The organism is Salinivibrio sp. IB872, from assembly GCF_001995345.1.
Classification (GTDB): domain Bacteria; phylum Pseudomonadota; class Gammaproteobacteria; order Enterobacterales; family Vibrionaceae; genus Salinivibrio; species Salinivibrio proteolyticus.
The window spans coordinates 96110-111484 of record NZ_MUFO01000003.1 but is presented as its reverse complement, the minus strand read 5'-3'; the positions used below and the strand labels follow the sequence as shown (position 1 = coordinate 111484).

Annotated in this window: 12 protein-coding genes; 9 read left to right on the top strand and 3 right to left on the bottom strand. The window is 50.8% G+C overall.

Annotated features, from left to right (window positions below; translation table 11 throughout):
- The 5 genes from BZJ18_RS02530 (at position 1) to sucD (ending at position 7023) form a co-directional block, all read left to right on the top strand.
- Positions 1 to 711, top strand: coding sequence for a succinate dehydrogenase iron-sulfur subunit (locus BZJ18_RS02530; RefSeq protein ID WP_069588383.1), 711 nt, complete (start codon positions 1 to 3; stop codon positions 709 to 711).
- Between the two features lie 116 nt (positions 712 to 827).
- Positions 828 to 3638: a 2-oxoglutarate dehydrogenase E1 component gene (sucA, locus tag BZJ18_RS02525; RefSeq protein ID WP_077455213.1), complete on the top strand. Its 2811-nt coding sequence runs from the start codon at positions 828 to 830 to the stop codon at positions 3636 to 3638.
- A 28-nt stretch (positions 3639 to 3666) separates the two neighbouring features.
- Complete coding sequence (gene odhB, locus BZJ18_RS02520; protein WP_077455212.1) at positions 3667 to 4875, top strand: 2-oxoglutarate dehydrogenase complex dihydrolipoyllysine-residue succinyltransferase; 1209 nt, start codon at positions 3667 to 3669, stop codon at positions 4873 to 4875.
- Between the two features lie 106 nt (positions 4876 to 4981).
- Positions 4982 to 6148 carry an ADP-forming succinate--CoA ligase subunit beta gene (sucC, locus tag BZJ18_RS02515; protein ID WP_077455211.1) on the top strand — a complete coding sequence of 389 codons (1167 nt, stop codon included), beginning with the start codon at positions 4982 to 4984 and terminating at the stop codon, positions 6146 to 6148.
- A 2-nt stretch (positions 6149 to 6150) separates the two neighbouring features.
- Complete coding sequence (sucD, locus tag BZJ18_RS02510) at positions 6151 to 7023, top strand: succinate--CoA ligase subunit alpha (protein ID WP_077455210.1); 873 nt, start codon at positions 6151 to 6153, stop codon at positions 7021 to 7023.
- Positions 7024 to 7116: 93 nt separating this feature from the next.
- Here sucD and znuB read toward each other — a convergent pair whose 3' ends face one another.
- Entirely contained in the window at positions 7117 to 7905 is a 789-nt protein-coding gene (znuB, locus tag BZJ18_RS02505) for a zinc ABC transporter permease subunit ZnuB (protein WP_077455209.1), read from the bottom strand.
- Entirely contained in the window at positions 7898 to 8665 is a 768-nt protein-coding gene (gene znuC / locus BZJ18_RS02500; RefSeq protein ID WP_077455208.1) for a zinc ABC transporter ATP-binding protein ZnuC, read from the bottom strand. The genes znuB and znuC overlap by 8 nt, the downstream gene beginning before the upstream one ends.
- An 81-nt stretch (positions 8666 to 8746) precedes the next feature.
- Between znuC and znuA the strand changes: the two genes are divergently transcribed.
- The 3 genes from znuA (at position 8747) to BZJ18_RS02485 (ending at position 13792) form a co-directional block, all read left to right on the top strand.
- Positions 8747 to 9646: a zinc ABC transporter substrate-binding protein ZnuA gene (gene znuA / locus BZJ18_RS02495; protein WP_077455207.1), complete on the top strand. Its 900-nt coding sequence runs from the start codon at positions 8747 to 8749 to the stop codon at positions 9644 to 9646.
- A complete protein-coding gene (gene mepM, locus BZJ18_RS02490) occupies positions 9630 to 10967 on the top strand; it encodes a murein DD-endopeptidase MepM (RefSeq protein ID WP_077455206.1) in 1338 nt (445 codons plus the stop codon). Before znuA ends, mepM begins: the two co-directional genes overlap by 17 nt.
- Before the next feature lie 116 nt (positions 10968 to 11083).
- Positions 11084 to 13792, top strand: coding sequence for a helix-turn-helix domain-containing protein (locus BZJ18_RS02485; RefSeq protein WP_077455205.1), 2709 nt, complete (start codon positions 11084 to 11086; stop codon positions 13790 to 13792).
- Positions 13793 to 14121: 329 nt separating this feature from the next.
- Here BZJ18_RS02485 and BZJ18_RS02480 read toward each other — a convergent pair whose 3' ends face one another.
- Positions 14122 to 14553 carry an HIT domain-containing protein gene (locus BZJ18_RS02480; RefSeq protein WP_077455204.1) on the bottom strand — a complete coding sequence of 144 codons (432 nt, stop codon included), beginning with the start codon at positions 14551 to 14553 and terminating at the stop codon, positions 14122 to 14124.
- A gap of 180 nt (positions 14554 to 14733) precedes the next feature.
- On the opposite strand from BZJ18_RS02480, the gene BZJ18_RS02475 reads away from it, so the two are divergent.
- Positions 14734 to 15336 carry a DUF924 family protein gene (locus BZJ18_RS02475; RefSeq protein ID WP_077455203.1) on the top strand — a complete coding sequence of 201 codons (603 nt, stop codon included), beginning with the start codon at positions 14734 to 14736 and terminating at the stop codon, positions 15334 to 15336.
- Positions 15337 to 15375 lie beyond the last annotated feature (39 nt).

The window sequence follows — 15375 nt, the reverse complement described above, 5'->3', positions numbered from 1 at the left end:
ATGAACGTTAAGTTTTCAGTCTATCGCTACAATCCAGATGTGGACGATGCGCCATATATGAAGGATTACACGCTCGACGTGCCTGAAGGGTCGGACATGATGCTATTGGACGCGCTCATTCAACTAAAAGAGCAAGATCCGACGTTAGCATTCCGTCGCTCATGTCGCGAAGGTGTGTGCGGTTCGGACGGCGTGAACATGAATGGTAAGAATGGATTGGCGTGTATCACGCCACTCTCATCACTGATGGACAAATCAGAAATTGTGATCCGTCCATTGCCAGGTTTGCCGGTTGTGCGTGACCTTATTATCGATATGAGTCAGTTCTATGAGAACTACGAGCGGGTTAAACCTTACTTAATCAACGATGACACACCGCCATCACGGGAGAATTTACAAGCCCCTGAAGACCGCGCGGAGTTGGACGGCTTGTATGAGTGCATCATGTGTGCGTGTTGCAGCACCTCTTGCCCTTCTTTCTGGTGGAACCCAGACAAATTTGTGGGGCCGGCAGGGCTGCTCGCTGCGTATCGTTGGTTAGCGGATAGCCGTGATACCGCGACCGAAGAGCGCTTATCTGATCTGGACGACGCTTTTAGTGTCTTCCGTTGCCACGGTATCATGAACTGTGTCAGTGTGTGTCCTAAGGGCTTGAACCCAACGAAAGCAATTGGACACATTAAGTCGATGCTGATTCAGCGTGGCGTTTAAAACGCTTTCGTACATTAACGTGAACTATAAAGCCCCGTCCACGGACGGGGCTAAATAACAGGTAACCCGGCTTAGAACCGGTGTTTGGATAAATAACTAGTGGTTAAGGGATAACAATGCAAAATGGCGTGATGAAGGCTTGGATGGAGTCTTCTCATTTGGCTGGCGCCAATGCAACTTACGTAGAAGACCTCTACGAACTGTACCTCAGTGACCCGGAGTTAGTTGATCAAGAATGGAGAGCGGTCTTTGACCAACTACCAGCGGTGAATGAAACCGCGGTAGAACAACCCCACTCTCGCGTTCGTGATTACTTTCGACGCTTAGCTACCGAGACAGCGCGTGCAAATGCCTCAGTCAATGACCCCGACGTAGACGCGAAACAAGTCAAAGTCCTTCAACTTATTAACGCATTTCGTTTCCGCGGCCATCAGCAGGCCAATCTTGACCCGCTGGGTTTATGGAAGCGTAATCAAGTACCCGATCTATCACCTGCTTTCCACTCGCTTAACGAGCAGGATTTCAACGAAAACTTCAATGTCGGCTCATTTGCAATTGGTAAAGACAATATGCAGCTGGGCGAGCTTTATGAAGCACTGCAGAAGACCTATTGTGGGTCTATCGGTGCTGAATATATGCATATTACTGACACGGAAGAGAAACGTTGGATCCAAAGCCGATTAGAGTCTGTGGTTGGGCAGCCGCAATTCAACGAACAAGAAAAGCTGACCTTCCTAGAAGAACTGACCGCGGCTGAAGGACTAGAGCGCTATTTGGGCGCGAAGTTCCCAGGCGCAAAGCGCTTCTCTCTCGAAGGGGGGGATGCACTGATCCCGATGCTTAAAGAGCTCATCCGCCACGCTGGTGGTAAAGGGGCTCGTGAAGTGGTGGTCGGTATGGCTCACCGCGGCCGCTTGAACGTGTTGGTGAATGTGCTGGGTAAAAAGCCGTCAGAACTGTTTGACGAGTTTGCGGGTAAACAGGACGAAACCTGGGGCACCGGTGATGTGAAATATCACCAAGGCTTCTCGTCTGATTTTGCCACGCCAGGCGGTGATGTGCATTTAGCGCTTGCCTTCAACCCATCTCACCTTGAGATCGTCAACCCTGTGGTTATGGGCTCAGTTAGAGCACGTCAAGATCGTCTTGAAGACGCCACCGGTTCGAGTGTCTTACCGATCACGATTCATGGTGATGCGGCGATTGCCGGCCAAGGGGTGGTGCAAGAGACCTTTAACATGTCTCAAGCGCGTGGTTTCCAAGTTGGTGGCACGGTACGTATCGTCATCAATAACCAGATCGGTTTTACCACCTCGAACCCAGCCGATTCTCGTTCTACGCAATACTGTACCGATATTGCCAAAATGGTGCAGGCGCCCATCTTCCACGTAAACGCGGATGATCCTGAAGCTGTTGCCTTTGTTTCTCGCTTAGCGCTTGATTTCCGTAACGAATTCCAGCGTGATGTGGTCATTGACTTGGTGTGTTATCGCCGTCACGGTCACAACGAAGCGGATGAGCCCAACGCGACTCAGCCTATGATGTACCAAAAGATCAAGAAGCATCCGACACCGCGCAAGCTGTATGCGGACGTTCTTGATCAGCAGGGTGTTGCGAATCTTGAGAAAGCGACCGAGCTTATCAACGAGTATCGCGATGCGCTTGACCGTGGTGAATGTGTGGTCAAAGAATGGCGCCCGATGGCGTTGCACTCGGTCGATTGGACCCCTTATCTTGGGCACGATTGGACCGTAGAGTGGGCGAATAAGTTTGATGCTAAGCGTCTGAAAGAGCTCGGCCATCGGATTTGCCAATTGCCAGAAAGTCACAAGCTTCATAGCCGTGTCGCCAAGCTTTATAACGATCGTAAAGCCATGGTGGAAGGTGAGAAAAAGCTAGATTGGGGTATGGCGGAAACCTTGGCGTATGCGACGCTGGTGGATGATGGTAAACGTATCCGTATTACCGGCCAAGACTCCGGGCGAGGAACCTTCTTCCACCGTCATGCGGTCTTGCACAATCAAACCGACGGCAGTACCTATTTGCCACTGGCGAATATTCACGACAAACAAGGGCCATTCCAAGTGTTTGACTCTGTGTTGTCTGAAGAGGCGGTTCTCGCGTTCGAATATGGCTACGCAACGGCAGAGCCTGGTGGTCTCACCGTTTGGGAAGCACAGTTCGGTGATTTTGCCAACGGTGCGCAAGTGGTGATTGATCAGTTCATCAGCTCTGGAGAACAAAAATGGCGCCGTATGTGCGGATTAACCATGCTGTTGCCTCACGGCTATGAAGGACAAGGCCCAGAGCACTCATCGGCGCGTCTTGAACGCTATCTACAGCTCTGTGCCGAACAAAACATGCAGGTGGTCGTGCCCTCAACGCCTGCACAGGTCTATCACATGCTGCGTCGCCAAGTGGTTCGTCCTATGCGTCGTCCGTTGATTGTGATGTCGCCTAAGTCGCTGTTGCGCCACCCGCTGTGTGTGTCGAGCCTTGAAGACTTATCTGATGGTGATTTCCTCCCCGCAATTGGCGAGATGGATGAGCTGGATGCGAACAAGGTTGAACGCGTCGTCATGTGCGCAGGTAAGGTGTATTACGACCTACTGGAAACGCGTCGCAAGTCGGAAATCGACAATGTGGCGATTATTCGTATTGAGCAGCTTTATCCGTTCCCATTGGATGCGGTGAAAGACGCTATCGCTCCTTACACCAATGCGAAAGACTTTGTGTGGTGCCAAGAAGAGCCTCAAAACCAAGGGGCTTGGTATAGCAGCCAGCACAATTTCCGTGCGGCGATTCCAGAAGATGCTACCTTAACCTACGCAGGACGAGAGGCATCAGCATCGCCAGCGGTAGGCTATATGTCCGTACACCAGAAACAACAAAAAGCGTTAGTCGAAGACGCTCTGACCCTCAAGTAAGAACTAGAACATTAAGGATAACTACGATATGACAATCGAAATTCTGGTTCCCGATTTACCCGAATCTGTGGCTGACGCAACGATTGCCACATGGCACAAACAGCCAGGTGACTCGGTAACCCGTGACGAAGTACTGGTTGATATTGAAACGGATAAAGTGGTACTGGAAGTGCCCGCGCCTGCTGATGGCGTGTTGGAGTCAATCATTGAAGATGAAGGGTCAACCGTGTTGGCGAAACAAGCCATCGCGAAGTTGAAAGAAGGCGCTGTGGCAGGAGAGCCGACCAAAGACGTGCCTGCTGAATCAGAAGCGTCACCGGATAAGCGCCATACAGCATCACTGGAAGAAGAATCTAATGATGCACTGAGCCCAGCCGTGCGTCGCTTACTGGCCGAGCATGATATCTCTCCAGATGCGGTGAAAGGCACAGGTGTGGGTGGGCGTATTACCCGAGAAGATGTTGATGCTTACCTGAAGAACAAGCCAAAAGGTGGCGAGCAAGACAAACCTGCACAAGACGTCCCTGCAGTGGCTGAGCGCGGTGAAAAACGTGTGCCAATGACACGTTTGCGTAAGCGTGTTGCTGAGCGCTTGTTAGAAGCGAAAAACAGTACCGCGATGTTGACCACGTTCAACGAAGTCAACATGAAGCCGATTATGGAACTGCGTAAGCAGTATCGTGATAGCTTCGAAAGACGCCATGATATTCGCCTCGGCTTCATGTCTTTCTATGTGAAGGCAGTGGTTGAAGCGCTCAAGCGTTACCCGGAAGTGAATGCGTCTATCGACGGTGATGACATCGTTTATCACAACTACTTCGATGTGAGCATGGCCGTATCAACACCACGCGGTTTGGTCACACCAGTGCTGCGTGATTGCGATAAGCTAGGCTTCGCAGATATCGAGAAAGGGATCCGTGATCTCGCGGTCAAAGGCCGAGACGGTAAGCTAACCGTTGATGAGCTAACTGGGGGTAACTTTACGATCACTAACGGTGGGGTATTTGGCTCGCTGATGTCGACGCCAATTATTAACCCACCTCAGGCAGCCATTCTTGGTATGCACAAAATTCAAGACCGCCCAATGGCGGTAGATGGCAAGGTAGAGATCCTACCAATGATGTACTTGGCGCTTTCCTACGATCACCGTCTGATTGACGGCCGTGAATCGGTTGGCTTCCTGGTTACCATCAAAGAGCTTCTTGAAGACCCAACACGTCTGCTATTGGACGTTTAACTGATTGGCCAGTACGTGATGTACTGGCTGTCAGCCGAGGGGACGGAGTCCCCTCATTTGGAAAGCACAAAGACACAATAATGGACATTAACACGGATAGAACATCATGAATCTGCACGAATATCAGTCAAAGCAGCTGTTCGCTGAATATGGTCTACCAGTTTCAGAGGGCTATGCTTGCGACACACCACAAGAAGCTGCTGAAGCAGCCGACAAAATTGGTGGCGACAAATGGGTCGTCAAATGTCAGGTCCACGCGGGCGGTCGCGGTAAAGCGGGCGGCGTAAAACTGGCTTCCTCTAAAGAACAAATTCGCGAGTTCGCACAACAATGGCTAGGTAAAAACCTCGTTACTTACCAAACAGATGCGAATGGCCAACCGGTTAGCAAAATTCTTGTTGAATCCTGCACTGATATCGCCAAAGAGCTATATCTCGGTGCGGTCGTTGACCGTGGCTCGCGTCGCGTGGTTTTCATGGCGTCAACAGAAGGCGGTGTGGAAATTGAGAAAGTGGCGGAAGAAACGCCTGAATTAATTCACAAAGCCTCGATTGATCCTTTAGTTGGTCCTCAGCCTTATCAAGGCCGTCAACTGGCATTTAAATTGGGTCTTGAAGGTGAGCAAATCAAGCAGTTCACCAAGATCTTTATGGGGATTGCACAGCTGTTTCTTGATAAAGACGTCGCATTGGTTGAAGTGAACCCATTAGTAATCACTGATCAGGGTGACCTGCACTGCTTGGATGCAAAACTGTCGATTGATAGCAATGCGGTCTATCGCCAGCCACAGGTTCGCGCGATGCACGATCCAAGCCAAGAAGACGCCCGTGAGGCTCATGCGGCGCAGTGGGAACTGAACTACGTTGCCCTCGATGGAAACATTGGCTGCATGGTCAATGGTGCAGGTCTTGCGATGGGCACCATGGATATTGTTAATCTGCACGGCGGTAGCCCTGCTAACTTCTTGGATGTCGGCGGTGGCGCGACGAAAGAGCGTGTGACTGAAGCATTCAAGATTATCCTGTCTGACAGCAATGTGAAGGCAGTATTGGTGAATATCTTCGGCGGCATCGTTCGCTGTGACTTGATTGCTGACGGCATCATTGGCGCAGTAGAAGAAGTGGGCGTAAAAGTGCCTGTTGTCGTTCGCCTAGAGGGCAATAATGCCGAAGTAGGTGCGAAGAAACTAGCCGATAGCGGCTTGAACATCATCGCGGCCACCTCACTCACAGAAGCCGCACAGAAAGTCGTTGCTGCAGCGGAGGGTAAATAACAATGTCAGTGCTGATTAATAAAGACACCAAAGTCATCTGTCAGGGCTTTACGGGTGGACAGGGTACCTTCCACTCTGAGCAGGCGATCGAATATGGTACGCAAATGGTTGGTGGGGTATCACCGGGTAAAGGGGGAACCACCCATCTCGGTTTGCCGGTGTTTAACACAGTGGCAGAAGCCGTGGAATCGACGGGTGCAACAGCGTCAGTGATCTACGTGCCAGCACCATTTTGTAAAGATGCGATCCTCGAAGCAGTTGATGCGGGTATCGAGCTGATTGTTTGTATCACCGAAGGGATCCCAACGCTGGATATGCTGGAAGTGAAAGTGAAGCTTGATGAAGCTGGCGTTCGCATGATTGGTCCAAACTGCCCGGGTGTTATCACTCCAGGTGAATGTAAGATTGGCATCATGCCAGGTCACATCCATAAACCGGGTAAAGTCGGTATCGTGTCACGCTCAGGTACCTTGACCTATGAAGCGGTGAAGCAGACTACGGATGAAGGCTTTGGCCAGTCAACCTGTGTCGGGATTGGCGGTGATCCTATTCCAGGTTCTAACTTTATCGACATTCTCGAAATGTTCGAAAAGGATCCAGCGACTGAAGCGATTGTAATGATTGGTGAAATCGGTGGTACGGCTGAAGAAGAAGCGGCGGCTTACATCAAAGAAAACGTCACCAAACCTGTTGTTTCTTATATTGCCGGAGTAACTGCTCCTCCGGGTAAACGCATGGGTCATGCGGGTGCGATCATCTCTGGTGGCAAAGGAACCGCCGATGACAAATTTGCAGCGCTTGAAGCTGCAGGCGTCACCACAGTAAAAAGCTTGGCAGAAATCGGTCAAGCACTGCGCGATAAAACCGGATGGTAAAAACGCAGTCGTAGCATGATTCAAAGCCGCTCACTGTGAGCGGCTTTTTTGTCTTGTTTTGTCTGAGCACAAGCTAACCGTATGGATGAGTCGCTAGCGGCTTCGAATCGGGATCAGCTGGCTCAGCATAAATACGCCTGCCGCCGCAACCACGACCGATGGACCAGCCGGCGTATCGTAAAACCAAGAGCCCGCCATACCGAGAAAAACAGCGCCCATGCCAATTAAACTCGCCAATGACGCCATTTGTTCGGGCGTAGCCGAGAGACGTCGTGCTGTTGCTGCGGGAATGATCAGCATTGACGTAATGATCAAGGCGCCGACAAATTTCATCGCCAGTGCAATCACAAGCCCGATAAGTAACATGAGCAGCAGCCGTAAGCGTTCCACATCAATGCCCTCAACTTGAGCCAGCTCTTCGCTGACGGTCATCGAGAGTAGAGGTTCCCAGTAATAAGCCAACACCGCAAATGTGAAGCAAGCACCAATCGCTAACCAGGTTAAATCGGTATAGGTTACGGCCAATAAGTCCCCAAACAGATACGCCATTAAATCCACGCGCACCGTATCAAGAAAACTGACTGCAACGAGCCCTAACGATAAAGCACTGTGCGCCAAAATACCGAGCAGAGTATCAGTGGCGACTAAGTGCTGGCGCTGTAAACCAACTAGCACAATAGCAAGTAACAGACAGGTTGCGATAAGCGCAAGATTAAGGTCAATTTGCAACAAAAAGCCGACGGCGAGCCCAAGCAACGACGCATGGGCGAGGGTGTCACCAAAATAGGCCATTCGACGCCATACCACAAAAGAGCCCAGTGGACCTGCAATGGCGGCAATCAGCACCCCTCCTAGAATAGGTGCCATTAAAAACTCAATCATGCTGGTGTTCCTGATGTTGGCAGCCATCAACGGGCTGTCCAGATAAATCGTGATCGTGATTGTGATGGTGGTGATACAAAGCAAGCTGTTCGCTGGTTTGGCGACCGAACATCGCGACATAAGAGGGATGTTGAGAAATCGCATCAGGCGCCCCTGAGCAACACACATGGTGCTGCAAACAGATCACCTCATCGGTTTTCGCCATCACTAAATGCAGGTCGTGTGAGACCATCAAAACGGCGCAGCTGAGTGTGTCGCGCAGCGTCGCGATAAGGCTATACATTTCAAGCTGGCCACTGACATCCACACCTTGCACGGGTTCGTCCAGTACCAAAAGATCGGGGGATTTAAGGATCGCACGGGCAAGCAACACCCGCTGGGTTTCTCCGCCGGACAAGGTATGCATGTTAGAAAATTGCAGTGCGGCCGCATTGACGGTGCTTAGCGCTTGCGTAATTTGCGCGTTGGTGTATCGCGTCCCTAAGCGGATAAATCGGTCTACCGTTAAGGGCAGTGTTTGGTTAAGCTGAAGCTTTTGTGGCACATAACCGATCTTTAATCCTTTTTTAAGCCTCACAGCGCCTTGGCTGGGTTTAACTAAGCCAATCAGTGTTTTTACAAGGGTGGATTTTCCCGCGCCATTAGGGCCAATCAATGTGGTGATATTGCCGCGTTTTAAGTCTAGCGACACATTATCCAGAACCTGGCGGCCGTTATAGGTCACCGTCACCGCATCGAGGGTGACTAGCGAGTCAGTCATAGTGAAAAAAGCATTGTGAATTGGAATTGTTATATTATAACATTTCGCATCGCTGATGAAACTGATTAATTGGGGTAAACCATGGGTGTGCGTGTTATTGGACTATTTTTTGCGCTGTTACTGGCCTTGCCAGCGCAGGCTGTCACTGTGATGACCACGATTAAGCCGGTGCAGCTGATTGCTAAAGGGTTAGTCGCAGACGACGATACGGTAGAGGTGTTACTCCCGCCCGGCGCATCACCACACGGTTATGCGCTAAAACCCTCTGATATTCGCAATTTGAAAGCGGCTGATTTGACAGTTTGGGTAGGACCGGAGCTTGAATTATTCTTGAGTAAACTTTTGCAAGAGCAGCCCAATGTATTAACCCTCACTCAAGTAGAGGGGATCCCGCTTCGTCATTATGACGGGGAAGCAGAAACCCATCATCATGGCCACGACCATGACCACCATGGTATCGACCCTCATATTTGGCTGGGCCCCGAGTCGGCACGTGTCGCAGCGCGGGCGATTACTCAAGCCTTGATAACAACTGCGCCCGAAAAGGCTGACCAATACCGCGCTAAATTAGCCATTTTTAACGCCCAGCTGGATGAGACAGTAACCGATATTCATGCGGCATTGGCGCAACGCCAGCAAAGTGGATATTTCGTATTTCATGATGCGTACGGTTACTTTGAACAAGCATTTGGTTTGAAGAAAACGGGCCACTTTACCGTCGATCCCAGCCAAAAACCGGGCGCAAAGACCCTAGTAACTATCCGGAGAGGATTGCTAAATCATGACGCGACCTGTATCTTCACCGAGCCGCAGTTTAATCCCTCACTGGTCGATGCTGTGACCCGAAACGATGACGTTACTGTGATTGCTTTGGATCCGTTGGCAACTGCTATTCGAGTTGCGCCTGATGGTTATCAGGTTTTTTTGAAAGATATGGGAAACCGCTTCGCACGTTGTTTAAAGCATGAAACTACTCACTAATTGGTTAGCCGCGACCGCTCGGCTACCTCGCCAGCACAAGCTGGCGCTCGCCTCATTATCGTTACTCGTTGCTGCCGCACTCATGTGGCAGCCACATCCTTTTACACATCACGATGAACGTCGCTCATTGCCGCTAATCGATGAGCAACAGGCATCGATGCCGCTAGAAAACAGTGAGCCGATTGAAGTTGGTTTAGACGCTGATGATCCAGCACTGACAGTGCCTGAAGATGCTCTCGAGCAAGATATCACTTCAGAAGCGGCCCGCATTCACACCCACACGGTTGCCTCTGGTGATACCTTGGGCGCGATTTTTTCACAGTACGGCCTACCGCTCCGTCAGATGTACCAGATCCTCGATGTGAATCAGAAGGCAGGCGATCTTCGGCTTGGACAAAAAATTGATTGGCAAATTGATGATGAGGGACAGCTTTCGTCACTCACTGTCTATCAATCGATTAAATATCGGGATCAGTATGTCTTCGGTGCGGATGGGGTGAGCTATGAGCAACTTGAAACGACCGGAGTCTACGAGCAAGTCACTCTGTCGGGCCGCGTCACAAGTAGTTTTTACCAGCAAGCGCGACAAGCAGGGTTGACGCCTAACCAAATTCAGAACTTGGTCTCAGCCCTACAATGGCGCTTTGACTTTGGTGCTGAGTCTCATCGTGGGGATCGCTTTTCAGTATTGGTCAACAAAGAGTTTATCGATAATAAAGCGGTATCGTCTGGCGAAGTGATGGCGATGCTTTATCAAGCGGGCGATCGAGATATCTTTGTCTACCGTCACACCGATGGTCGCTTCTATGATGAGCAGGGCCATAGTTTGGATCGTGCTTTACGTCGTTTCCCAACCGCCAAGCGTTACCGTATCAGCTCGTCATTTGACCCACACCGTAAGCATCCGATCACCGGACGTATTTCACCGCATAACGGTACCGATTTTGCCACCCCGGTGGGGACGCCCGTCTTGGCAGCAGGTGATGGTGTGGTGGTTAAAGCGCGTAAGCATCCATTAGCAGGCAACTATGTCGTGATCAAACATGGTCGCGAATACTCGACCCGCTATTTGCACCTTCACCGTATTTTAGTGAAGCCGGGTGATCACGTCTCTATGGGGCAAAAAATCGCATTGAGTGGTAACACTGGACGCTCGACCGGCCCTCATTTGCATTTTGAGCTGATTAAATATGGCCATCCAGTGAATGCCATGAAGGTGCCTTTACCTGAAGCGCATCCGGTGCCGCGTAGCGAGCAAGACGACTTCAAGCGTCAAGCAAGACGCGCTCATCAGCAGCTGTCTCAAGTTCTTAACAGCTAATAAATCTCAAGAATGTGAGGCCTAGCTCACATTGAGGGTCGCAGGGTTCCATTTTGTATGGTTACACAGGATGATACCCGTCTTAATTTTGCGACCCTTATTCCTCTCTTAGTTGCATGAAACGCCTATTGCTCTGCCTGATTTGGGTAATTAGCACCTTTTTCTGTCTGCCTTTGCAGGCACATCATGGGTTGGAAACCTCGTTCCAAGCCTATCCGGGCTTGCAGGCGGTCGCGAACGTGCGTGACATCGCCTACCAGCCGGGCGGTGGCGTCTGGTTGCTTAATCATCAAGGAGAGGTCGTTTTTTTTGACGGCCACCAAACCCATCCACTCAGTGATGTACTCAGTCTGCCCGAAGAAAAAGTAACGGCGATTGCCTTTGCGCATGATGCCCTTTGGATGGCAGGGCAGAACTTTATTTATCGCTACCAATCGGGACAGCATATTGTCACACGTTATCGCCTGCCACAGACCGTGTTGGCTCGCCAATCGGATGCACAGTCACGACTTGCAAATATAAACGGTGAACTTTGGCATATTAGTGACGGTCAACTCAGCCGCTATGTGGTGGAAGATAACAGCTTTTCAATTTGGCGCGCAGGACAATGGCGAGCAGAGCTGACTTGGATGACGAACGAGCATCGCTTGATTGCCATCGGCCAAGCGCTCTACCAAGTTAGTGAGCAAGGCATTCACCAGATACGCCGCTTCAACTCTCCGATAACTGCGATCACAGGGCAAGACTCGCGGGCTTGGGTGAGCACCCACAATGCGGTGTACTTACTTGCTCTCGATGAAGACTCAGTGACGGGGCAGCATATACTGACGCAGCAGGGTGGGTTTCATTATCTTGCCTCAGGGGCGGGAGGCGTTTGGGCTGCTAATGAGCAAGGGCTTTTTCTCCTGTCACTCGATGGGAGTGCATCACCGGTATGGACGCCGGGTCATAGTGCAATAGATGGCACACGGGTGACCTTTTTACGCGCCGATGCCGAAGGGGGAATTTGGTTTTCCACCGACCAGTCATTACGTTATCGCGCAGCCGGACAGCGCTGGATTGCGCATCAGCATGGTCCCTTTCCACAAGCGATCACCCAAGGCTTTTCAAAGGCCAGTGACCCTTGGCTGCTAAGAGGTCGTCATTGGCGTGATTTGAGTGGTCGTTGGTTGGCGCGTATGTCAGATCAAAACGGCGATAAGATCAAGAGTGCTGCACGACAAGCGACACAGTTGTGGTGGTCGACAGAAAATGGTGTGGCTGGCTTAGATACCCGAACAGGGGCACGTTTAATACTCCCAGAACCTGTCGCCAACTTCGCTGCTGAGCACTTGTATACCGATGCGGCAGGGACGCTTTGGTTGGCAAAAGGACCTCAGCTAATCCGCTATTGGCCGTCTTCAGAAACGGTTGTGGACTACGGTACCGGATGGCAAGTGGACGAGGGCGACGTTGAAGGGTTTTATGATGATGGCCGCGGTAGCGTTTGGATCCGTCAGCAGCAAGGTTTGACACGTTATCGAGATGGGCAGTTTCAAGCGATTCGGTTACCTGTCTCTCTCTTGCCGTTGTCTGATTTGTATACCGATGAACGGGGCCGCCTTTGGCTCGCCAGTGCGCAAGGCATTTATCAGTATGACCATACCACACCGGATACGGTGTCGGCGGCCTATCTGTCGTTAAACAATGAGCAGTTTCATTGTATTACCGGTAATAAAGACGGTGTTTGGGCGTACAGCAATCAAGCTATCGTCCATATTGCACCAAGAGGTGTTGTGCGCACATTCAGACTACCTACGCCAATGGGACAGGTGGTGTGTCGCGTATCCAATCCGCATCAGTTGACCATTTTTTCCGGCGCTGAGCGTTTTGTGATTAATACCGATCAACTTGCGTTCTCACTACGAAAACCGCCGAAGGTTGTGATTGGCGCTGTGTGGCAACAGGACAGACGTTGGCGTATTGCACCGCGCCAGCAAACGGCAATGACATTGCTAGAAAACAATCCGACTCAGCTTGAATGGGGAAGTTGGCCACCTGAGCGGCAGGTCAGTCGTGTCCACTATCAGCTGATCGCGAAGCGCCATCCAGGAAACCCAATGGCTGGGCAGCTTGCCGCATGGCAACAAACCAGTAGCGATACCATTACGCTGGCGAATATGGCAGGGGGAGAGTATCAGCTGCGCATTGCCATTCCTCGCGATGGTGCGTCGCACACGGTGTTGAATCTTGATATTTCTCTCCCCATGTTGCCACACATGATGAGTGGGGCCATCCTTGCTGTCTTTGTGAGTATTGTGTTGTTAGCGGTTGGATTAGCGTTTAAACAGCGCTATCAGGCCCGACAACAAAGCAAGCGTCTTCAACAACATCGCACAACACAGCCAATATTTGATCCCATCGCGGCTCAACCTGGCGCTGTTGTCGTCGAGATGAGTGGGCATCACGCTAAACGCCGCGCTCAGTGTCAACAGCTGCGTTCCGCATGGATATCGCGTTTTATGCAAGCGGTGGAAAACGGCTTTACCAATCCTGACTTTTCTACCCATGAGCTGGCCACCGCGTTAGCGATGTCGGAGCGGAACTTACAACGCAAATGTCGCCAGTATTTTCATATCACGGTCACCAGCTATATCACCCAAAAGCGATTGACCTATGCGAGCGGGTTGTTAAAACAAGGGATGAGTATTACTGAGACCGCCGAAGCGTGCGGATATCGTGACCCGGCGTATTTCAGTCAGCGATTTAAAGGATACTTTGGTGTGAGCCCCTCACAGTATCGTGATCGCATCCTCCCTCAAGCACTCACTAGCCCAACCGATTAAATCTGCTACGCCAACAAGGTATATACATGCCTGTGCCTATCTGGCAGTGACCTGTATTGGAATTTATACCTAAGGGAAAAAGGAACGTGGTATGACCGGGGAGACCATACCACGGGTGTCAACGACACCTTCGCTTGCTGCCGGGGGCGGAGCGGACACTCCACCCGGTTGAAAAGGTTATGAAAGAGTCACCAATGTAGCCTGTGTGGATCAGGAAGGGTTAGGAGAATTCCGCCATCTTTCGTTAAAAGTGCAATGCTTTTTAAATAACTGAAATTCATGGTTTTTATCGCTATGTTTTTCTATTTTGACGAAAATAACGAAGCGTTTTATGCCGGATTGACATGCAATCCATCTGGCATCAGCGTGGTTCGTAGGGTTTGAATCAAGGCAGTTTGTTTATTGTCAGCGCGAGGGCCCACATTAAGATGTCCCCAGATAGGGTTCGGCCACACACTATCGGTTTGGTAGCGTGCGACATGATGGACATGAAGTTGTGGAACGAGGTTGCCGATCGCCGCGATGTTGAGCTTATCGGGGTGGAAACCGTGTTCCAAACATTGCGAGACGGCAGCAGACTCTCGCCATAGCTGTTGCTGATCCTCATCACTGAGGTGATGCACTTCGTGGATATCGTTTTTACGTGGGATCAGGATTAGCCAAGGGCCAAAATCTGCATGGGCAAGACGTAATTGGCATAAATCAAAGTCGCCCACGTAGGCACTATCTGCGGCGAGGCGATCATGAAGAGAAAAAGGCATGGTGGCTCCTTAATGAAATGTATTGCTCTAGCTTACATCACAACTTACTGATGGGTCACAAAGTACCGATGAGATTGTTTGATTTGAACCGGGGACAATCAAAACCAAGTACGCTTGAATAGAGAAGAGTATTGAATGGCTTGATCGTGATAACGATTAAGGCTGCGGGTAGGAGGCAAGATGCACTATCAAGAAGTCCTTTCGTTTTGGTTTGGTCAAAGCGCTGAGCAAGCGCCAGCGCCAGAGTGCAATGCGTTGTGGTTTGGTGGCAATCCAGAAACCGATGAACAGATTCGAGCAATATTTCAAACATGGGTTAGCGCAGCGGGAGCGGGAGAATTAAATGCGTGGGCGCAGACCCCACAAGGCCGCCTTGCATTGATTATCTTGCTGGACCAATTCCCACGCAATTTATACCGAGGGTTAGCGGCGGCGTATCGTTATGATGCATTAGCATTAGCCATTTGTAAGGCGGGGTTAGCGAAAGGGGATGATCAGGCACTGACGCCTTTACAGCGTGTTTTCTTTTACATGCCGCTCGAGCACGCAGAGGGTGAAGACGATCAGCAAGAGGCTCTTTTTCGCTTTAATCAACTTCGACAAGCGGTTGAACCAGAGAATCAAGCTTGGTTTGAACAATGCTACGATTACGCGCGTCAGCATTATGACATTATCGAGGCCTTTGGCCGTTTTCCACATCGCAATGCCGTCATGGGACGCTTATCCACCCCAGAGGAGCGGCTTTGGCTAAGCGAAACCGAACAGCGTTTCGGGCAAGGCTAACCATTAAAAAGCCCACCGGTTAAGGTGGGCTTTCATATC

Bases quoted from the DNA above. Each gene is read 5' to 3' on its own strand.
- znuA (WP_077455207.1), top strand. From the start codon at position 8,747: ATGGGTGTGCGTGTTATTGGACTATTTTTTGCGCTGTTACTGGCCTTG.
- sucC (WP_077455211.1), top strand. From the start codon at position 4,982: ATGAATCTGCACGAATATCAGTCAAAGCAGCTGTTCGCTGAATATGGT.
- BZJ18_RS02480 (WP_077455204.1), bottom strand. From the start codon at position 14,553: ATGCCTTTTTCTCTTCATGATCGCCTCGCCGCAGATAGTGCCTACGTG.
- BZJ18_RS02530 (WP_069588383.1), top strand. From the start codon at position 1: ATGAACGTTAAGTTTTCAGTCTATCGCTACAATCCAGATGTGGACGAT.
- sucA (WP_077455213.1), top strand. From the start codon at position 828: ATGCAAAATGGCGTGATGAAGGCTTGGATGGAGTCTTCTCATTTGGCT.
- BZJ18_RS02475 (WP_077455203.1), top strand. From the start codon at position 14,734: ATGCACTATCAAGAAGTCCTTTCGTTTTGGTTTGGTCAAAGCGCTGAG.
- sucD (WP_077455210.1), top strand. From the start codon at position 6,151: ATGTCAGTGCTGATTAATAAAGACACCAAAGTCATCTGTCAGGGCTTT.
- odhB (WP_077455212.1), top strand. From the start codon at position 3,667: ATGACAATCGAAATTCTGGTTCCCGATTTACCCGAATCTGTGGCTGAC.
- mepM (WP_077455206.1), top strand. From the start codon at position 9,630: ATGAAACTACTCACTAATTGGTTAGCCGCGACCGCTCGGCTACCTCGC.
- znuB (WP_077455209.1), bottom strand. From the start codon at position 7,905: ATGATTGAGTTTTTAATGGCACCTATTCTAGGAGGGGTGCTGATTGCC.
- BZJ18_RS02485 (WP_077455205.1), top strand. From the start codon at position 11,084: ATGAAACGCCTATTGCTCTGCCTGATTTGGGTAATTAGCACCTTTTTC.
- znuC (WP_077455208.1), bottom strand. From the start codon at position 8,665: ATGACTGACTCGCTAGTCACCCTCGATGCGGTGACGGTGACCTATAAC.